At 45.4% G+C, this 20,937-nt stretch carries 18 protein-coding genes; 7 read left to right on the top strand and 11 right to left on the bottom strand.

Features of this window, described 5'->3' with window-relative positions; all coding sequences use genetic code 11:
* Positions 1-120 precede the first annotated feature (120 nt).
* Genes nrfF through nrfB form a run of 6 tightly spaced genes read right to left on the bottom strand, consistent with a single transcriptional unit; the run spans position 121 to position 5,204 of the window.
* Positions 121-531 (bottom strand): heme lyase NrfEFG subunit NrfF, encoded by a 411-nt coding sequence (gene nrfF, locus QTO06_RS01345; RefSeq protein WP_331406624.1) that lies wholly within the window; start codon positions 529-531, stop codon positions 121-123.
* Entirely contained in the window at positions 518-1,051 is a 534-nt protein-coding gene (locus QTO06_RS01340) for a DsbE family thiol:disulfide interchange protein (RefSeq protein WP_331406623.1), read from the bottom strand. Before QTO06_RS01340 ends, nrfF begins: the two co-directional genes overlap by 14 nt.
* On the bottom strand, positions 1,029-2,936 hold the full coding sequence (locus tag QTO06_RS01335; RefSeq protein ID WP_331406621.1) for a heme lyase CcmF/NrfE family subunit: 1,908 nt from the start codon (positions 2,934-2,936) through the stop codon (positions 1,029-1,031). The genes QTO06_RS01340 and QTO06_RS01335 overlap by 23 nt, the downstream gene beginning before the upstream one ends.
* 9 nt (positions 2,937-2,945) lie before the next feature.
* A complete protein-coding gene (gene nrfD, locus QTO06_RS01330) occupies positions 2,946-3,917 on the bottom strand; it encodes a cytochrome c nitrite reductase subunit NrfD (protein ID WP_331406620.1) in 972 nt (323 codons plus the stop codon).
* Entirely contained in the window at positions 3,914-4,600 is a 687-nt protein-coding gene (nrfC, locus tag QTO06_RS01325; protein ID WP_331406619.1) for a cytochrome c nitrite reductase Fe-S protein, read from the bottom strand. Before nrfC ends, nrfD begins: the two co-directional genes overlap by 4 nt.
* A gap of 1 nt (position 4,601) precedes the next feature.
* Positions 4,602-5,204, bottom strand: coding sequence for a cytochrome c nitrite reductase pentaheme subunit (gene nrfB, locus QTO06_RS01320; RefSeq protein ID WP_331406618.1), 603 nt, complete (start codon positions 5,202-5,204; stop codon positions 4,602-4,604).
* A gap of 450 nt (positions 5,205-5,654) precedes the next feature.
* On the opposite strand from nrfB, the gene nrfA reads away from it, so the two are divergent.
* Complete coding sequence (nrfA, locus tag QTO06_RS01315) at positions 5,655-7,082, top strand: ammonia-forming nitrite reductase cytochrome c552 subunit (RefSeq protein ID WP_331406616.1); 1,428 nt, start codon at positions 5,655-5,657, stop codon at positions 7,080-7,082.
* 89 nt (positions 7,083-7,171) lie between these two features.
* On the opposite strand, the gene QTO06_RS01310 is transcribed toward nrfA, so the two are convergent.
* The 3 genes from QTO06_RS01310 to gyrA all read right to left on the bottom strand — a co-directional run bounded on the left by QTO06_RS01310 (position 7,172) and on the right by gyrA (position 11,153).
* On the bottom strand, positions 7,172-7,726 hold the full coding sequence (locus tag QTO06_RS01310; RefSeq protein ID WP_103410799.1) for a hypothetical protein: 555 nt from the start codon (positions 7,724-7,726) through the stop codon (positions 7,172-7,174).
* A gap of 42 nt (positions 7,727-7,768) precedes the next feature.
* Complete coding sequence (locus QTO06_RS01305) at positions 7,769-8,392, bottom strand: TPR domain-containing protein (RefSeq protein ID WP_331406614.1); 624 nt, start codon at positions 8,390-8,392, stop codon at positions 7,769-7,771.
* A 121-nt stretch (positions 8,393-8,513) separates the two neighbouring features.
* Positions 8,514-11,153: a DNA gyrase subunit A gene (gene gyrA, locus QTO06_RS01300; protein WP_331406613.1), complete on the bottom strand. Its 2,640-nt coding sequence runs from the start codon at positions 11,151-11,153 to the stop codon at positions 8,514-8,516.
* Positions 11,154-11,462: 309 nt separating this feature from the next.
* Between gyrA and ubiG the strand changes: the two genes are divergently transcribed.
* The 4 genes from ubiG to QTO06_RS01280 all read left to right on the top strand — a co-directional run bounded on the left by ubiG (position 11,463) and on the right by QTO06_RS01280 (position 16,445).
* Positions 11,463-12,170: a bifunctional 2-polyprenyl-6-hydroxyphenol methylase/3-demethylubiquinol 3-O-methyltransferase UbiG gene (gene ubiG, locus QTO06_RS01295; protein ID WP_045369207.1), complete on the top strand. Its 708-nt coding sequence runs from the start codon at positions 11,463-11,465 to the stop codon at positions 12,168-12,170.
* A gap of 499 nt (positions 12,171-12,669) precedes the next feature.
* A complete protein-coding gene (gene nrdA / locus QTO06_RS01290) occupies positions 12,670-14,952 on the top strand; it encodes a class 1a ribonucleoside-diphosphate reductase subunit alpha (protein WP_331406612.1) in 2,283 nt (760 codons plus the stop codon).
* 81 nt (positions 14,953-15,033) lie between these two features.
* Positions 15,034-16,167: a class Ia ribonucleoside-diphosphate reductase subunit beta gene (nrdB, locus tag QTO06_RS01285; RefSeq protein WP_331406611.1), complete on the top strand. Its 1,134-nt coding sequence runs from the start codon at positions 15,034-15,036 to the stop codon at positions 16,165-16,167.
* On the top strand, positions 16,167-16,445 hold the full coding sequence (locus QTO06_RS01280; protein WP_331406610.1) for a 2Fe-2S iron-sulfur cluster-binding protein: 279 nt from the start codon (positions 16,167-16,169) through the stop codon (positions 16,443-16,445). The genes nrdB and QTO06_RS01280 overlap by 1 nt, the downstream gene beginning before the upstream one ends.
* A 77-nt stretch (positions 16,446-16,522) precedes the next feature.
* On the opposite strand, the gene QTO06_RS01275 is transcribed toward QTO06_RS01280, so the two are convergent.
* Complete coding sequence (locus tag QTO06_RS01275) at positions 16,523-17,755, bottom strand: CinA family nicotinamide mononucleotide deamidase-related protein (protein WP_331406609.1); 1,233 nt, start codon at positions 17,753-17,755, stop codon at positions 16,523-16,525.
* A 198-nt stretch (positions 17,756-17,953) separates the two neighbouring features.
* On the opposite strand from QTO06_RS01275, the gene QTO06_RS01270 reads away from it, so the two are divergent.
* Positions 17,954-18,856, top strand: coding sequence for a DUF3943 domain-containing protein (locus QTO06_RS01270; protein WP_045369213.1), 903 nt, complete (start codon positions 17,954-17,956; stop codon positions 18,854-18,856).
* 241 nt (positions 18,857-19,097) lie between these two features.
* Positions 19,098-19,610: a glycine cleavage system protein R gene (locus tag QTO06_RS01265; protein ID WP_331406608.1), complete on the top strand. Its 513-nt coding sequence runs from the start codon at positions 19,098-19,100 to the stop codon at positions 19,608-19,610.
* 104 nt (positions 19,611-19,714) lie between these two features.
* Here QTO06_RS01265 and nspC read toward each other — a convergent pair whose 3' ends face one another.
* Complete coding sequence (gene nspC, locus QTO06_RS01260; RefSeq protein WP_331406607.1) at positions 19,715-20,848, bottom strand: carboxynorspermidine decarboxylase; 1,134 nt, start codon at positions 20,846-20,848, stop codon at positions 19,715-19,717.
* Between the last annotated feature and the right edge of the window lie 89 nt (positions 20,849-20,937).

The raw sequence follows: 20,937 nt of genomic DNA, 5'->3' as shown, positions 1-20,937 counted from the left end.
ACTCCTCCAGCTCAATTTTTATGGTCTGCTATTCACTGGAGCCTTCATAAATTCGAGAAAATGATAACACTCTGCTTGTTATGTGCACAATTTATTTTTAATAGTGGAATAATGGTCACATTAATTGCGCTTAACCATTCGGATCGAATATAAGACAAAAAGGATCAAAAATAGAGCAGGAAAGATCCACAATAACGCGGTGGTATAATTAAATGGCGGTCGATACAGAACAATATTCCCATAACGAGCGACTAGGTAGTCTTTTATTTCTTGATTTGAACTGCCTTGATTGGCCATGGTGTACACCTTCAATCTAAGGTCTTTGGCCGCTTGTGCATTGGACTCTACAAGGTTTTGGTTTTGGCATTGCGGACAGCGTAATGTCTTGGCTAATGCGGTTGCGCGCTGTTGCACTTCAACAGAATGAAACTCAAACAGATCAACATTCTGTTCTAAACCCGCACTTCTCGTGAAAGAAGAAAATAGTGTAAATAAGATTAATGTGAGAAGAAGACTATTAAATCGAAACATTCAAATATCCTGAAAATATATCGTTCCATTTATCTGCCGTTAGCTCTCCACGATATTTGATCAATATACGACCATTTTGATCAATCAAGTAAGTTTCCGGCGTTCCTATAACACCTAGCTCCACAGCGAGCTTTCCATTAGGGTCACTAATTACTTCAATATATGGATTTCGTTTAGAGCTCAAACATTCACGAGCAGCTTGTTTTTGATCTCTATAATTCAGCCCAATAATAGGCACACCGAGTTCTGCTAACTGCAATAACTCTTCGTGCTCTCGCTTGCATACCCCACACCAAGATGCCCAAACATTCAATAATTTATATCCGTTGCTTTTGAACAACTGCTCAGAAACCATGTCATCAGAGATCAGAGAAGTAGAGCGAAAATTAGGTGTCTCTAAATTTCGTTGTGGGGACAATTCAACATGTGGTCGCTCAGACAAAGCCACCGCGGTAACTACTGCAAACACGGCAACAGCCATAACGAGACCTGCGAGTTTAAGCGTATTTCTCGACCGCATTGATAACCTCTCTCCTTTTCTTTAGGCCTGTTAATAGCGCACCAAACACTGCTAATAACCCACCAGACCATATCCACCAAATACCTGCTCGGTACTGAACTTTAATCGCATAAGCATGAGTGTCGACTTTGTCACCCAATGTTACGTAATAATCGCCATGCCATAGTGAACGAATCGCGGGCTCGGTCATATTCATCACTCGCACAGGGTAATGACGCTTTTGCGGGCTGAAATTGAGCATGCGGCCATCTTCCAAGCGCAAGGTGATCTGTCCTTGTTCCGCGGTGTAGTTTGGCCCCACTAGCCATTCGATACCATGATAATCGATAGTGATCCCCGCCCTTTGTTGGGAACTGCCGGGTTCGACACGTAAATTGTATTCATAGGAGTAGTGACTGTTGAATACAGCCCCACTCACCGCCAGTGCAAAACCGATATGTGCCATCACGATTGGCATGAGTTTACGCTTATTGGAGCAGCGAAACAGCATAACCAGATGTGCCACAATCACCCAGATAGCCAATGTCATGGTTAGCAATACTTCGAAATGCAGTGCATTCACTGAGAACATAAACCCGATCCCAGAGACTAGAGATAACGCAATACTGATCGCGATATCAGCGCTTACACTCGGAACTGTGCCTTTTGTCCATTTCAGCACCGGCATGAAAGCTAAGGCAATCAGAGCCAGTATGCTTAATGGGAAGACCAGACTATTAAAATAAGGCGCGCCAACCGAAATGTTCCCTAAGCCGAGCAATTGATAAACCATCGGATAAAAAGTGCCAAGAAAAACGATGGCAGTCGCAATAACCAGCAGCCCTTTGGCGATGTAAGCAGTGTAAGCTCTGCTCGCTAGAGATTGAAGTTTGAAGCGAGGGAGTTGCTCTCCTCGCAAAATCAATACGCCAAAAGTGATGATGACAAGCAAGCTCAATACACCAAGCAGTACCAAACCTTTAGTTGGGTCCACCGCAAAAGCATGTACCGAAGTCAACACGCCTGAGCGCACCACAAATGTCCCTAAAATGCTTAGGCTGAACGTAGCAAACGCCAGAGCATAAGTGCTCCAAATTGCGCCTCTGTTGCGTGTTGCGACAACACCGCTGTGCAACAAAGCAGTACCAGTAAGCCAAGGGAGTAGAGAAGCGTTCTCGACAGGATCCCAAAACCACCAGCCGCCCCACCCTAGCTCATTGTACGCCCACCATGATCCGACCAAGATACCCAACGTGAGCGTTCCCCATGCAAAAAACGCTGCGCTACGAGCAACCACATACCAATCGCTCATCGGTTGTTTACCCAATAGCGCCGCTAATGCAAAAGCTAATATTGCTGCGTAACCGACATAACCTAGGTAAAGCAATGGTGGATGAATGATAAGCCCAACATCTTGCAGCATTGGGTTTAGATCTCGCCCTTCCGACGCCAATACTTGGGCATATTCGAACGGGTTAGAGGTCATTAACGTGAACCATGCAAACGTCCCAATCAGAACGTTCATGATTCCTAAACAGTCACAAGTATATTGGGCGTTGAGCGGTGACTTAAATGCAATAAACGAAGCCCATAAACTCAGGGTGACGACCCAAAACAACATGGAGCCTTGGTGCCCACCCCAAGCGGCCGCAATTTTGAACGCCACGGGAAGTTGACTGTTGGAATGCGTAACAACATATTCCAACGCGAAGTTGTCTTGCACGAAGCAGACGATCAAAAGTGTTAAACAAATGATGGAAGCTAAGCTAATGATGTGGGACATCGCGACTTGATGCAGCAACGTTGCCTTCTTACCTATAGCACGACGTATCCAATGCAGCAGCGATGCACAAGTCGATGTTACAGCCACTAATATCAGTAAGAAGAACCCTAGCTCAGCCTCCATTTTTCCCCCTTACACTATGGTCATTTGACCGGCATAGAGAATGAAAGTACGCAGCATAAGTACGCCAACCAAGCTCAACGTCGTGACCACAAAAACGTAACTGCCTTTGTGGCGCACTTCTGAAGGCGTTAACCAATTGAGAGTCAAAGGCGTAATCATGCCGATGAACACTACTCCAACCCAGAACCATTGAGCCCAGAACCCACTCGAAATAGCATTCCAAGCCGCGACTTCGTTCTGACCACCGCTGAAGATCAGTCCAGTAAAGAATGTCACTAAGACAAACAGCTCAAACAACACTACTGGGCGTTCAAATCCGTGCACCCAATACACACTTGGGCTGCTGGTCGACTCTTTAAACACCAATATGCCAAACATCAAGCATGCTGCTGCGCCCGAGGACAAACTAGAGAACAGGAACAAGATTGGCAGTACTGGATTGTTTAGCATTGGGTAAGTCTTCAACGCAGACAATAGAAAGCCAGTGTATGCCGCAAGCACGATGGCTAAGAAGCCCAAAAACAATTCAATGGCGTTGTTGGCTTTTCCCGCCTTAATCAAAATACCATCGGCAAAATCCAGCAGCTTGCTTGGTAACTTCCCTTCACAGAAGCTGATGATTTGATGGCGGAAGATAACGCCGATCCAAACAAACAGCACTAGCATGTACACTTGGAACAAGATCACGCCCATCGACATTACCGACGTTGGGTTGTAGTAGATCATGATCTTCCAAAACTCCAAAGGCTTGGTTAAATGGAAAATCAAAATTACCAACCCAGCAATGATGCCAAATGGTGCGAGCCAAGCCATCGCTTTCATGATGCCGTTGTTTGCAGGATCACCTTCAATCACTTTGCGTTTTAGATAGATAGAAATCATCACCGCACCTGCTGACATCCCAGCAAGGAATAAGTAAATCGCGATGATCCAATCCCAGACTAACGAGTCAAAGTGGAATGCACTTTCGAAGCTGTTCATGATGACACCTCCCCTTTGCTATGCGGAATTTTGTACAGTTTAGGTTGCGTACCTAAATGCGATTTATCGCGATAGACAACATGACTTTCGATAGCTTTGCTCACCTCGCTAGTTGGGTCATTTAAATCACCAAAGATGAGTGCTTTTGTTGGGCAAGATTCGACGCAAGCTGGCTGCTTACCTTGCGCTAGGTTTGTATCAAGGCAGAAGTTACATTTATCCGCAGAGTGATCGACCGGATTAAAGAAACGCACTTGGTAAGGGCAAGCAGCTAAGCAATAACCACATCCGACACATTTCTCTTTGTGTACATCGACGATGCCTGTCGCTTCATCTTTGTATGCTGCACCTGTTGGGCAAACGTACACACATGGTGGGTTGTCACAGTGCTGACAGGATTCGCGAGTAAACTGGTATTCCACATCTGGGAATTCGCCAATCGGTTCACTACGATGAATTTTAAGACGGGTAACGCCTTCAGGAACGTTATTCACTTCACGGCAAGCATCGGTACAAGCAGTACAGCCAATGCAGGCGTTCTCATCGTGAACCATTCCCATACGCTTCACTTGCTCATTATCACTGGCATAAAGAGAGGAGCTAACAACGGAAGTGCTTGCAACGCCTGTGGTCAATATCAACGCGCCGCTGCCGGCGAGGAAGTTTCTTCTAGAACATTTCATGCTATCTCTCCTCTTCTTTTGCAAGTTCAGGTTCGATGGCAAACTCAGAGTGACAATCTACACACTGCTTGATCAACTGTTTTCTGTCGTAAGAGAGGGCTTTGGTTTTTGCAGCATGAACATCATGACAATTTGAGCAAGTAAGATTCTTTGCATGAACATCATGCGTCCAGTGTTTTTCTCTGAGCTTGGCAGGGGCATGGCAATCCACACACTGGCTGTTGGCTTTAAGAATCATGCTTGGATCAAGGAACACTTTGTCGTGTACCTCTTTCGATTGCGCGGCAGAAAACTTAATCACATCCGGTGCACCTTCACGGTGATCAGGACCGATGTTACTGTGGCAGTTGGTGCAATTAAGCTGCTTACCTTTGCTGAGTAACGCTTGCGGATCATGCGAAAGGTTCAGAGTCTCTTTGGCATCCTTATGACATTGGAGACATTTGTAGTCTCTGTCTCGGATTAACTCGACTTGATGACGCTCAGCTTGAGCACCTTCAATCGGCTCTGAAGAAGTCGCATGGGCGGCGATGGAGAAACCATAGATGGTAAAGACGAAGAGAAATTTCAGCATTGTCTCTATGGTCAATTTTATATTGCCCATATTTTTCTTTCCTTAGCTCGACAATAATTGATAACTATTCTCAATTATTTATTTGAGCGACAATTAATTTCCTCTGAAGATATTTTTCCAAATCTTCAAATGACATCAATTCTTATTTCGGAAAGCCACAACGCTAAACCTATATTTATAATACCTCTATTATTCATAAGAGGTAGAAACAACTGCTTAAAAAGCGAACTAAATCACCCTATTTTTGAAATGGTTAAATCCTAACATCTTGCTATCAAAGACATTAACCACTACCCCTTTAGAGGTATAAAAACTTAAACATGATTGAGATCACTGGTGTAAATTGATCTAAAACAAGACAAGTTCTGCTCACTATTTCATCCATTGGAATAAACAATAATATTAAATACAGATCTCCAGTTCTTATTTGGAATAGCTCCTCACAACGCTGCTAATAAAAACGAATATGGAGATAACACCGTGAGCATAAAACACTGGATGAGCGCACCAATCGCGGTTGCGACCTTATTCGCCAGCCAATTATTTTTGGTCGGCGCTCCGTTGGCAGCAGAAGATAAAGGCCTCGTCGACCCTCGAAATGACGTCTTTGAACAGAACCACCCTGATCAATACCACTCTTGGAAAGCAACCTCTGAAAGCGAACACATTGAAGATGCCCTAAGTGAAGATCCAAACATGGTGATCTTGTGGGCAGGCTACGGCTTTGCTAAAGACTATAACAAAGCGCGCGGTCACTTTTACGCACTTGACGATGTTCGCCAAACCTTACGCACTGGCGCACCGACTGATGAAAAATCTGGCCCTATGCCAATGGCATGTTGGAGCTGCAAAAGCCCTGACGTTGCTCGCGTAATTGATGAACGTGGTGAAGACGGTTATTTCGAAGGTAAATGGGCACGCTTGGGGTCAGAAATCGTCAACCCTATCGGTTGCTCCGACTGTCACGACACACGCTCAGAAGAATTTAAGAATGGTGAACCTGCACTAGCGGTAACTCGCCCTTATGTCGAGCGTGCTTTTGATACTATTGGTAAAAACTTTGATGAACAATCTCGCCTAGATAAGCAAGCATCGGTCTGCGCTCAATGTCACGTTGAATACTACTTCACCGGCCCGACTAAAGCGGTCAAATTCCCATGGGATATGGGCACCACCGTCAATGACATGGAGAAATATTACGACGCGTTGAATTTCAAAGATTGGACGCATGCAGTATCTAAAGCTCCGATGCTCAAAGCACAACACCCAGGTTACGAAACGTGGCGTGATGGCATCCATGGTAAAAACAAAGTGGTGTGTGTGGACTGTCATATGCCTAAAGTGACCAAAGAAGACGGCACGGTGTACACAGACCACAAAGTGGGTAACCCATTTGACCGCTTCGAAGACACTTGTGCACAATGCCATACCCAAACTAAAGAGCAGCTACAAAGCATCGTGTCGACTCGCAAAGCGCAAGTACTGAACATGAAGCTAACCGCCGAGAAGCAAATCGTAGCAGCGCATTTTGAAGCAGGCGCAGCGTGGAAAGCGGGCGCTACAGAAGCAGAGATGGAACCTATCCTAAAAGATATTCGCCACGCACAATGGCGTTGGGACTACGCAATTGCTTCTCACGGTGTCCACATGCATGCTCCTGAGGTAGCGCTTGAAGTACTAGGTACTGCAGTTGATCGCGCCGCTGACGCTCGTACCAAGTTGGTTCGTTTACTGGCAACCAAAGGCATTACTGAACCAGTACAAATTCCAGATATCTCGACCAAAGCGAAAGCACAAGAAGCACTTGGTATGGATATGGAAAAAATGAACACAGATAAGAAACACTTCCTAGAGACTGTCGTTCCTGACTGGGATAAAGCCGCGGCCGAACGTGAAGCTACATACTGATCAGTATCGATTGCATTAAGGTTACACAGATAAAACAAAGGGCGCAGAAGGCGCCCTTTTCTTTTAATAAAGAGATAGAGAAAAATAAACTAGCGACGAGGCAGCCTCGGTCTAGGCTGAATATTTGGCCGCGTTTTAGGCATTTGCACATTAGGTCTTGCAGCAGGACGTTGGATTTGAGTCTCAGGCAGTGCTTTTCTTTGTTGCAGCTTTTCTTTCACCGCTTTGTCTTGTAAAGCCGCTGGCTCAATACGTTCTGGACGATTCTCCCACTTAGTTTGAATCTCTTGCTTTTGCTCTTCAGGCAGTGATTGCCAATGATCATCAAGTTGGCGTTTCATGTTATCGATATTGGCGGACATATCATCGTCCTTCCAATCCTCGACTTTGTCTTTGATGGATTGCTGTTGGTCTTCATCTAAACCATTCCACCACTCTTCCAGTTTCTCTTTGTATTCGTCATCGTTGTCGCAACAACCCGGATAGTAATAAATCCAGTAGTCGTCATGATCGTACCACCACGGATCGTAATAACCCGAAGAATAATAAACCGAAGAGGAAGAACCAGAATGATCGGAAGAGCTACAACCCGCTAATACAGAGCCGCACAGCAAAACCAATATGCTTAGTGCCTTATTTTTCATTCGTTGCCCACCTTTCCCTCTACTGCTTATTAAATTGTACGCTTACAACAGCTCTTTTGCTTTGTTGATAGAGTTAATGATTTGCACTCTATCTAAATTTGGATCATTAGAATCTAATAATAGTACCCAAGTATCAATGGCTTCCTGAAAGCGGAATGACAGAAAATGGTCATTTGCGATCAAAGACAAAGCTGCTTCATTATGCGGTTCTATCTGTAGAGCTTGTTCCAGAAGCAGGCTGACTTCTTGCGTCATAGATTGTTGATGGATGTAGTATAAAGTGGTCGCCTTTGCGGCAAGTTGCGTGGCACTAACAGGTTCAGTCAGTTGGATCGCGTAGTCAAAACAAATCAACGCACCGTCAAATTCACGCTCTAATAGGTAGCCCTGCCCGAGTTGGAACCACAATTCAGCGTTGTTTGGGTCCTCTCGCAACTGGTCTTGAATCTCTTGCATGATGTCACGAGCAGTCATCATACGTGACATTTCTGCTTGCATCGGTTGAGGCGGAGTTTGACGCAGCAATAAGAAACTCGCACTGGTTATAACAAGCACTAATAGACAAAAGCCAAACCATTGGGCAGGTTTAACTTTTGATGCACTCAGTGATAAGAGGACGATGAACAAGCCCATCAAGGAGATGGCAACGAAAAACCAAACAGACATAAAGCAACCTATGAATAAAGATAACGCCAGTGTACTGGTTTCCGACTTTCATTGCGTTGATACAGATACAAAAAAGCCGAGCGTTATGCTCGGCTTTCAAATTTAGCGATTAGGAAGAAGCTTACTCTTTTTCTGAACCTTCAGCTGTATCGTCTGCTGCTGGCGCTTCAGGAGCTTGACCTTCTGCGTTCGCCTCTGTTGCTTCTGCTTCTTCGCCTTCTGGCAATTCAACTTCTTCAACTTCGTCGATGCGTTGTAGACCAACTACTGATTCGTCTTCAGCTGTACGGATAAGTGTCACACCTTGGGTGTTACGACCAACTTGGCTCACTTCCGCTACACGTGTACGTACTAGAGTACCAGCGTCGGTGATCATCATCATCTCGTCGCCTTCTTCTACTTGTACCGCGCCAACAACTGGACCGTTACGCTCAGAAACCTTGATAGACACAACGCCCTGAGTTGCACGACCTTTCGTTGGGTATTCCGCTAGTTCAGTACGCTTACCGTAGCCGTTTTGTGTAACCGTTAGGATATCGCCTTCGTTAGACGGAACGATTAGAGAAACAACTTGGTCTTCGTCTGCGAGTTTCATGCCGCGAACACCTGCCGCTGTACGACCCATTGCACGTACTTTGTCTTCGCTGAAGCGAACCACTTTACCTGCTTTAGAGAACAGCATGATGTCGCTATCGCCGTTTGTGATATCAACACCAATTAGTGAGTCATCATCACGTAGGTTCACAGCGATTAGGCCGTTTGAACGTACGTTTGCAAACTGGTTCAGTGGGGTCTTCTTAACCGTACCATCACCTGTCGCCATGAAGATAAATTTCTCTGGTGAGAACTCATCAACAGGAAGAATTGCAGTGATACGCTCACCTTCCTCTAGAGGAAGGATGTTTACGATTGGCTTACCACGTGCAGTACGAGTTGCATGAGGCAATTGGTAAACTTTCAGACGGTAAGTCTTACCACGAGTAGAGAAACACAGAATGTTATCGTGAGTATTTGCAACAAGTAGACGTTCGATGAAGTCTTCATCTTTCATCTTCGTTGCACTCTTACCTTTACCACCACGGCGCTGAGCTTCGTAGTCGCTTAGAATTTGGTACTTAACGTAACCTTCGTGAGACAGAGTTACTACTACGTCTTCACGAGCAATCAGCTCTTCCATGTCGATGTCATGGGTAGCTGCTGTGATTTCGGTACGACGAGCATCTCCGTAACCATCGCGAACTGCTTCAAGCTCTTCGCGGATCACTTCCATTAGACGCTCAGTGCTTGCAAGGATGTGCATTAGCTCTGCGATTTCATCTAGAAGTGCTTTGTATTCATCAAGAATCTTCTCGTGCTCTAGACCGGTTAGACGGTGTAGACGAAGTTCTAGAATAGCTTGCGCTTGAGTCTCAGTTAGGTAGTACAGACCATCACGGATACCGTATTGATCTTCTAGCCATTCAGGACGAGCTGCATCAGTACCAGCACGCTCAAGCATTGATGCTACGTTACCAAGATCCCAACCACGCGATACCAAGCCAACTTTTGCTTCTGCTGGTGTTGGTGCGTTTTTGATTAGCTCGATAACTTCATCGATGTTTGCAAGAGCAAGAGACAGTGCTTCAAGGATATGAGCACGTTCACGCGCTTTGCGTAGTTCGAAGATAGTACGACGAGTGACAACTTCACGACGGTGGTCAACGAAGCACTTCAACATGTCTTTTAGGTTGAATAGCTGTGGCTGGCCGTTGTTTAGCGCAACCATGTTGATACCGAAAGTCGTTTGAAGCTGAGTTTGTGCGTAAAGGTTGTTTAGAACCACTTCACCCACAGCGTCGCGCTTACATTCAATTACGATACGCATACCGTCTTTATCAGACTCGTCACGTAGCGCACTGATGCCTTCTACTTTCTTATCTTTAACTAGCTCAGCGATCTTTTCGATCAAGCGAGCTTTGTTTACCTGGTAAGGGATTTCAGTGACGATGATGGTTTCTTTACCATTCTTCTCCACTTCGATTTCCGCTTTTGAACGCATGTAGATCTTGCCGCGACCAGTTTTGTACGCGTCTACGATGCCTTTACGACCGCTGATTAGCGCTGCCGTTGGGAAATCAGGACCAGGAATGTAATCCATTAGTTCATCAATCGTGATTTCTTCATTATTGATGAATGCAAGACAGCCATCGATCACTTCGCCAAGGTTGTGCGGTGGGATGTTGGTTGCCATACCTACCGCGATACCAGAAGCACCGTTTACCAATAGGTTAGGAATTTTAGTTGGAAGAACCGCTGGGATTTGCTCCGTACCATCGTAGTTAGGTACGTAGTCCACGGTTTCTTTATCTAGGTCAGCCAGAAGTTCGTGGGCAATTTTCGCCATACGTACTTCGGTATAACGCATTGCCGCAGCAGAGTCGCCATCGATCGAGCCAAAGTTACCTTGACCATCGACCAGCATGTAACGAAGTGAGAACGGCTGAGCCATACGTACGATTGTGTCGTACACAGCACTATCACCGTGTGGGTGATATTTACCGATTACGTCGCCGACAACACGGGCTGATTTTTTATATGGTTTGTTCCAATCGTTGCCTAGTACGTTCATCGCGAATAAAACGCGGCGGTGTACTGGTTTTAGGCCATCACGCACATCTGGAAGAGCACGACCCACGATTACTGACATCGCGTAGTCTAGGTATGAACCTCTAAGCTCATCTTCAATGTTTACGGGCGTGATCTCTTTAGCTAAATCGCTCATAGAGCCATTATCCCTCTATTATCTGATCGTAATTACGATACGTGTAAGGTGCAAAAATATAACACACAATTCATCAACGGGGCATCACTTTCCCACTCGTTTTATCAGGTTGTGAGCTTCGTTATGAGTTAAATGAAGAGAATTTGCACATTCATCCCATATCTTTATGAAAACTGACTATATTTCCACCAACACCGCTCAAAAATCTCTCCTGTAGCGATTGTGAGAAAAGAAGCAGTTTTAACGTATCGTACCATTGGAGTATAATCACGCCTTCCAAAGGACTATTAGCGAAGCGATATAACTATCATGACAAAAGCACAAAACGTCGACCCAAGTGAAATTAAGAAATTCGAAGAGATGGCTTCTCGTTGGTGGGATTTAGAAGGCGAGTTCAAACCACTTCATCAAATTAACCCGCTTCGCTTGAACTATGTCCTAGAGAAAGCTGACGGCCTATTTGGCAAAAAAGTGCTCGATGTTGGCTGTGGTGGTGGCATCCTTGCGGAAAGCATGGCAAAAGAAGGCGCCATCGTTACCGGTCTTGATATGGGCAAAGAGCCATTAGAAGTGGCACGTCTTCATGCTCTCGAGACAGGCACTAAGCTGACTTATATCCAAAGCACTATCGAAGACCACGCAGCAGAAAATGCAGGTACTTATGATGTAGTGACTTGTATGGAGATGCTAGAGCACGTTCCTGACCCACTGTCTGTGATTCGCTCTTGTGCAGCGCTCGTGAAACCAGGCGGCCATGTCTTCTTCTCAACTTTAAACCGCAACATGAAATCTTACCTGTTTGCTATTGTCGGCGCAGAGAAACTGCTGAGAATCGTTCCGGAAGGCACACACGATCATGAGAAGTTCATCAAACCAGCAGAAATGATGAAGATGATTGATCAAACTGACCTAACCGAAATGGGCATCACAGGTTTGCACTACAACCCTCTTAACGACAGCTACAAGCTCGGTCGTAATGTGGATGTAAACTACATCGTTCACACTACTAAATATTGATTTTTTGGATCGCGGAGTTGTTCGTGATTGAGCAAAACTCGATATGAAATTTATGGGAAAGCGGTAGCACATGAGCGCCGCTTTTTTTGTCAATTTCTGTAGAAAAAAGTGCTCTAGATTCCATTTTGACCAATCTATTTTTAACAAACAAAAACTGTCAAAGATCAAGGAAAATATTTTTACATGCGGTTATTTATGAACCGATCTGAAAAACGTAATTTTCCCCATTCAAGTCAGCCCTTTTCTCATCGGTTAGTGTCCACTTACTGATTTTTTTAATTTTGTTAGTTATCCACAAGTCATCCCAAATCTGTACCTTGAAAAATTGGGGTAACAGCACTATCTTGTAACTCGCAAACAAATGAACCCCTATATGTTGTGTTTAAGCTACAATATATAGATAGACTTTGATCACAAAGCCGCCGCAAGTTTTACAAATTTTGCACATAAACAAACAAAAACACGGCTTTTATCAGTTTTCTTAGGGAAATAAAGCAGAATGAACCAACAACTTACCGTCACTAAGCGTGATGGCCGCAAAGAAACTATCGATCTGGAGAAAATCCATCGCGTTATTACTTGGGCTGCCGAAGGTCTTAACAACGTTTCAGTATCACAAGTAGAATTACGTGCTCACATCCAGTTTTATGACGGCATCACCACGTCAGATATCCACGAGACGATGATCAAGTCTGCTGCAGACCTGATTTCAGAAGAGACACCGGACTACCAATACCTAGCTGCTCGCCTAGCGGTATTCCACCTACGTAAAAAAGCATACGGCCAATACGAACCGCCAACGCTGCATGACCACGTAGCTCGTCTTGTTGATATGGGTAAGTACGATAAGCACATCCTAGAAGACTACACAAAAGCGGAATTAGACGAGCTTGATGCGTACATCGACCACAAGCGCGACCTTGATTTCTCTTACGCAGCCGTAAAACAGCTAGAAGGTAAGTACTTCGTACAAAACCGTGTATCAGGTGAAATCTACGAAAGTGCTCAGTTCCTGTACATTCTTGTGTCTGCTTGCCTGTTCGCTAACTATCCGAAAGAAACGCGTCTTGACTACATCAAGCGTTTCTACGATGCGACATCGACATTTAAGATTTCTCTGCCTACACCAATCATGTCTGGTGTACGTACGCCTACTCGTCAGTTCAGCTCATGTGTACTGATCGAATGTGGCGATAGCCTTGATTCTATCAACGCGACAGCAAGCTCAATCGTACGTTACGTTTCTCAACGTGCGGGTATCGGTATCAACGCAGGTCGTATCCGTGCGCTAGGTTCTGAAATCCGTGGTGGTGAAGCATTCCACACAGGTTGTATCCCATTCTACAAATACTTCCAAACAGCCGTTAAGTGTTGTTCTCAAGGTGGTGTTCGTGGCGGTGCAGCGACTGTGTTCTACCCACTGTGGCACGGCGAAGCTCGCTCGCTAATGGTTCTTAAGAACAACCGTGGTGTTGAAGAAAACCGTGTTCGTCACATGGACTACGGTGTTCAGCTGAACAAACTGATGTACCAACGCCTAGTAGAAGGTGGCAACATCACTTTGTTCTCACCATCAGACGTACCGGGTCTGTACGACGCGTTCTTTGAAAACCAAGAAGAATTCGAACGTCTATACGTAAAATACGAGAACGATCCTTCAATCAAGAAAGAAACGGTTAAAGCGATCGAAATGTTCACTCTGCTAATGCAAGAGCGCGCATCAACAGGCCGTATCTACATTCAGAACGTGGACCACTGTAACACTCACAGCCCATTCGATTCAGAAGTAGCGCCAGTTCGTCAATCAAACCTATGTTTGGAAATCGCACTGCCAACGAAACCTCTGAAGAACGTTGAAGATGATTCAGGTGAGATCGCACTATGTACGCTATCTGCGTTCAACCTAGGCGCTATCAAATCTCTAGATGACTTCGAAGAGCTGTCTGAGCTTGTAGTGCGTGCACTAGATGCACTACTTGATTACCAAGATTACCCACTACCAGCGGCATACAAGTCGACAATGAACCGTCGTACGCTAGGTGTTGGTGTTATCAACTTCGCATACTACCTAGCGAAAAACGGCGTTAAGTACTCTGACGGCAGCGCAAACGGTCTAACTCACCGCACGTTTGAAGCGATTCAATACTACCTATTGAAAGCGTCTGTAGCGCTAGCAAAAGAACAAGGTAAGTGTCCTTCGTTCCACGAAACGAACTACGCGAAAGGCCTATTGCCAATCGACACTTACAAGAAAGACGTTGACCTAATCTGTGAAGAAGAGCTGCACTACGATTGGGATAGCCTACGTCAAGAAATCATGGAGCACGGCCTACGTAACTCAACACTGACTGCGCTAATGCCATCAGAGACCTCTTCTCAGATCTCTAACGCGACAAACGGTATTGAGCCACCACGCGGTTTCGTATCTGTTAAAGCGTCGAAAGACGGTATCTTGAAGCAAGTTGTACCAGATTTCACTGAACTGAAAGACAACTACGAACTGCTTTGGAACATCGGTTCTAACGACGGTTACCTACACCTTGTGGGCATCATGCAGAAGTTCGTTGACCAAGCGATCTCTGCAAACACAAACTACGACCCTTCTGGTTACGAGAGCGGTAAGGTTCCAATGAAGAAACTTCTTCAAGACCTTCTAACTGCGTACAAGTTTGGTGTGAAAACACTTTACTACCATAACACTCGTGACGGTGCGAAAGACGACCAGAAAGACGCAGTTCAACCACAAGATGACGATTGTGCAGGCGGCGGTTGTAAGATTTAATCTTACCCACCCTAACAATTCGTAGAAACAAACAATCGAACACCTCCCCGCTTGGGGAGGTCTAAAAGGAATTGAGGCATTATGGCTTACAGTACTTTTAACCAGAACAAAAACGACCAACTTAAGGAACCAATGTTCCTAGGTCAATCAGTGAACGTTGCTCGTTACGACCAACAAAAATTCGAGATCTTCGAAAAGCTAATCGAAAAGCAATTGTCTTTCTTCTGGCGCCCTGAAGAAGTGGACGTATCAAGCGACCGTATCGATTACAACAAGCTACCAGACCACGAGAAGCACATCTTCATCTCAAACTTGAAGTACCAAACGCTGCTTGACTCAATTCAAGGTCGTAGCCCGAACGTTGCACTGTTACCGCTTGTGTCTCTGCCTGAGCTAGAAACTTGGATTGAGACTTGGTCTTTCTCTGAAACGATTCACTCTCGTTCATACACTCACATCATCCGTAACATCGTGAATGATCCAAGTGTGGTATTCGATGACATCGTTGAAAACGAACACATCCTAAAGCGCGCAAAAGACATCGCACACTACTACGATGACCTAATTCAAGCGACAAATGACTACCACCGTTACGGTGAAGGTGAACACGTTCTGAATGGCGAAACGGTTAAAGTTAGCCTGTACGATCTGAAGAAGAAGCTTTACATCTGCCTGATGTCAGTAAACGCACTAGAAGCAATCCGCTTCTACGTAAGTTTCGCTTGTTCATTCGCTTTCGCAGAGCGTGAACTAATGGAAGGTAACGCGAAAATCATCAAGCTGATCGCTCGTGATGAAGCCCTTCACCTGAATGGCACACAACACATGATCAACTTGCTACGTAACGGTCAAGACGACTTCTCATTCATGCAAATCGCTGAAGAAGCAAAACAAGAGTGTTTTGACCTGTTCAAAGAAGCGGCTGAGCAAGAAAAGGAATGGGCAGAATACCTATTCAAAGACGGTTCAATGATCGGCTTGAACAAGGACATCCTGAGCCAGTATGTTGAGTACATCACCAACATCCGTATGCAAGCGGTAGGTCTACCTATGGCATACCCTGAAGCAACTTCAAACCCAATCCCATGGATCAACGCTTGGTTGTCATCGGATAACGTTCAGGTTGCGCCACAAGAAGCAGAAATTTCATCTTACCTTGTTGGTCAGATTGACAACGAAGTAAGCGCAGACGACTTCGAAGGATTTGAGCTGTAATGCCAAGCATCAAAATCAACAAACTCGTCAGTATTGAGTCCAACCCATCCAATACAATTTTGGAGACGATGGAACAAGCTGGTTTACTCCCTGAATACAACTGCCGTGACGGACACTGTGGTGCTTGCCGCTGCACGTTAGAGTCAGGTGAAGTGGAGTATGTTGGTTTTGCTATGGCCTATACTCAGCCAGATGAGATACTGCCATGTATTTGCAGAGCGAAATCCAGTGTTTCGCTCAGTGGTGTGAACTACGCGATGAAAGAGAAACGCGCGTAGATTTAGCGCCAGTGAATACTAAAAAGCCAAGGCATTTGCCTTGGCTTTTTGTTATCTGCCGTTTTCAAGCGACAGAATTAAAGTGCGCTGCTCGGAATGTGCATCTCTTTCACTTTCTCTAAGAAAGCGTACTGCGCTGACATTGGTTTTCGCTCTAAATAACGGCGCAACATATCTAGCGCCGCCGCACTGATGACTTTGACTTGATCGTCGCGTTGATATTTTCTCGATAGCTTGTACAACGCCCCCCACTCTCCCGCAGAAGTGGAAAGTGCGACAGAGAAAACGCCTTCATCAAGCTTACCTGTGACTAACGCTAAATCCGTACCACATTTCTCACGCGTCGCCCCCGCCAGCGCAAACGTCGCCGCTAACGGATCACCTTCATCAGTAATGGTTTGGCTCTGGCCTGCTAATACCCAGCCATGACCAAATTGCTTTTCAACGTTCTCATTACTGTTAAGCCAATAGGTTAAGTGGCCTGCACTGCTTTTCTCTGAAATGGACAAGGTTAATCCTTTGTCCACCAGCAATTGACCTACGTGGTCGACCATTGGCATATCGACACTCACCGTATTGCTTTCAAGGTGCTTGTGAATGATCTGCATGAGCTTCATGCGCTGCTCTACTTGATTGGATGGACCAAACAGCTTCACTTCAATAAAAGGTAAATACGAGCGATAGCCAAGCTCATAGCCTTGTGGCAGTTTCATTTGGTCAAGCTTATCTGAGATACCAGACTCCGACAGACCAAAGGTATAAATTCGGCTGCAAGACGCACTTTCGACTTCAGGGAACAGTTTTTTCAAATCTGGCAAAATTTGCGTTTCTGCCATCAGCTTAAATTCGCTTGGTACGCCAGGGGTAAAATAAAACACCGCGTCATTGATCAGCATCTTAAAACCACATGCGGTACCAATTGGGTTATCTACGATTTCTGCCGTCTCTGGCAACATCGCTTGTTTTAGGTTGCTGTCTGGCATTGGAATACCACGACGCGCATACATTGCCTCTAGATGCTCTAACCAATCTTTGAACAACACAAGCTTACACTCAGCGGCTTTTGCTGCTGCCGCCGCACTCATGTCATCGGTGGTTGGTCCCAAGCCACCATTAACGATGACCACATCGTTATTGAAGCTGAGCATTAGGAATTCTTCAATTAGACTCGACTGCTTGTCACCAACGGTTGAGCGTTTCGTTAAGCCAAATCCATGCTGATAAAATAAGCTCGACAGCCAAGCAGCATTTGTATCAACAATATCACCGTGAAGGACTTCTTCTCCGGTACTAAGCATAGCAATTTTCACAACTGACTCCTGAAAATAGGCAAAATCCACATTTTTTCGACATTGTGCCTATATCGTTTTCATTTTATTAGACTAATCTCTAGTGAATTTGTTGAGATTAAATTTAGGTCAAGTATTTAAATGGCTGTTCTTTTAAGGGATAATTGTGAGCCCGATCATCAAACCAATAACTCGGAGACCTCTGTGTCAAAATCATCCATGTTCAAGAAAACGCTAAGTGGTCTTGTTCTGACTGCATCTGCTGCGGCAAATGCGAGCCAGTACGATATGAGTAACCATATCGAGTTTTCTTACACGCCTGATTGCCTGTCAGGTTACTGCGAAACAACCACTCTGTATAGCTTCGAGCCACAAAATCCTCGCTATGCGATGGGGTTAGATAGCGATGATTCTTTAAATCTCGACGCAGGTCTTCAACCAAAGCATCTTATCGTTCCAAAAGACAAAGATTGGGACTACCTTATGGGGCAAACTTACACCATCCTTGGTTTGAGTGTGGCGACTGTGGGTTTGATGACGTTACTGCCTGAGAGCATCACTAAGTGGGACGACGAAGATCGTGACATGAGCAAACTCGGTAGTAAGTGGAAAGACAACGTTTCTAGCGGTCCGGTTTGGGATCGTGACGAACACTTCCTAAACTACGTCATGCACCCTTACTTCGGTGGTGTTTACTACACAGCAGCACGCCACGCGGGCTATAACGAATTTGAATCCTTCCTGTACTCTGCAACGATGTCGACATTCTTCTGGGAATACGGCGTAGAAGCGTTTGCGGAAATTCCATCATGGCAAGACTTGTTTATTACTCCATTTTTTGGTGCTGTGGTCGGTGAAATGATGTTAACAGCTGAGCAAGACATTATTGCTGGCGGTGGTGAAGTAATGGGTTCAGAGACGATGGGTGACGTATCTTTGTTCTTCCTTAACCCAGTTGGCCATATCCATTACTGGGTATCCGATGCTTGGGGTGGTAGCGCAGAATTCCAATTCAGCTCATCGCCTTGGTTCGGTAACCAAGACGCCGCGAAATTCGCGATGGACTCTGGCGCAAGCTACGACAATGTCTTCTACGGTTTTGAAATGAAGGTAACCTTCTAAAACCAAACAGTTAAAGAGCAGCTCACGAGCTGCTTTTTTTGTGCCCCAAGCAAAGTTTTCATTATTTGCGTCACGAATTAGCGTCAAAAATTGACCTCTGTCAAACATAACCCTCCCCCAGCACCTACACTGAAATTAAGGAAAAATTCCAATAACTTAAGTTCTTGAACCTTAAGCCCAAATAACTATAGCGATACGTCTACCCGTGCCGCGTCCAAACCTTATTCCGGGAGGGGACATTATGAACACTGTGTTTATCGTTAATTTCGTCGGTCAGGCATCACCAGCGACCATCAAACAACTTGCTGCTGTTACACATGAAAACGAGGGAAAATGGCTCATCAGTAAAGTGAACTTTATTGAAGACCAAGTCGCTGGCGTAATCAAAGTGGAGCTTCCTGAAGAAAACGCCGACACAGTAAAAGACGCGTTTTCCGCTTGCCAGACTCTTATCGTCAAGTTCGTCGATTCTGAGCCGCACTCTCATCGAGAAGATACGATTTTCCAATTACGTCTCGACGCCAATGACCGCGCGGGTATTGTCAACGAGATTACTCACGTACTCGATGGACAAGGGATTTCAATCTTAGATATGGACTGCCAACGTGTGTTCATTGCCGGCGGTGGTGGGGTCAGCTCTAGCCTATTCAGTGCGAAGATGGCCATCAAGCTGCCTAGAGAATTAGAAATCGATGATGTGGCAAACGAGCTGGAATCACTCAGTGAAGATACCCGTGTGATTGTGGAAGGCTAACCTCCGCCCCCGATGCACATTCCAATAGCAATGCCCAAATAAAAAAGAGCAGCGTTGTGCTGCTCTTTTCACGTTCAACCACTTTTTACGTCAAGCAAAGATGACTACTTCACTGACCATTGAGATAAAGAGCGTTTGAAATCTGAGTAATCAAACTCGTTCAGTTTTTGAATCTCGCCACTTGAACGCTCACAGTATACCGATGGCATGCGCAGACCATTGAACCAGTTTAGCTTCACCATGGTGTAACCCGCACTGTCCAGTATGTGTAGACGCTGACCAATCTCTAATGGTTGTTCGAAGTTCGCCACACAGAACTGATCACCCGCTAGGCAAGAGCAAGAACCAATCACGTATTCGTGCTCGCCCTTTTCTGATGCTTCTAGGATAGACGCAGGTTCATTGTAGATAAGGGTATCCAAGCGGTGCGCTTCCGTTGCTGAGTCAACAATCGCCGTCTTCTTCACGTTCTCAACAATATCTACCACGGTCACGACAAGGTCGGTCGTTTTTGTGATGATTGCCTCTCCCGGCTCTAAGTACATTTGTACGCCGTGTTTTTCAGAGAAGGCTTTAAGCGCAAGGCCTAATTTCTCGATGTCATAGCCTGGCCATGTGAAGAATACACCACCGCCCATGCTGACCCAATCAAGTTTATTTAGGTATTCGCCAAACTGTTCGGAGATCGAATCCAGCAAACCAATAAATGCGTCTACGTCTTTGTTCTCACAGTTCATGTGGAACATCACACCATCAATGCCATCGAAAATTTCTGGCTTGATGTGGTCAGCTTGTACGCCAAGACGAGAGAACTGACGAGCAGGATTAGCTAAGTCTTGACCTGCGTAGCTTACGCCAGGGTTAAGGCGAAGACCAATAGATGCTTTGCCCTCAACGATATGACGGTAAGCAGCTAGCTGTGACTGAGAGTTGAAAATCATCTTGTCACAGATATCCGCGACTTCACGCACATCGTCTTCGCTGTAGCCAACGCTGTATGCGTGAGTCTCACCACCGAAAGTTTCGTAGCCAAGCTTCACTTCAAACGGGCCAGAGCTAGTCGTGCCATCTAAGTAAGGCTTGATGATGTCGAATACGCCCCATGTTGAGAAGCACTTCAGTGCCAGCACTAGCTTCACACCAGAAATGTCTTTTAGCTGCTTTGCTTTTTCTAGGTTCTCAACCAACTTGTCTTCATTGATCATGAAGTACGGGGTTTTAAGTTGTTCTTTGCTCATAACTCACCATTTATCAACGATTAACCCCCTCTAACTCTCCCCCTTAAAAAGGAGGATTAAACCAAGCCACCTCTACTCTTGCCAAAAAA

Source organism: Vibrio sp. M260121 (assembly GCF_036533715.1).
Lineage (GTDB): Bacteria > Pseudomonadota > Gammaproteobacteria > Enterobacterales > Vibrionaceae > Vibrio.
This window is presented reverse-complemented; position numbering and strand designations above follow the sequence as displayed.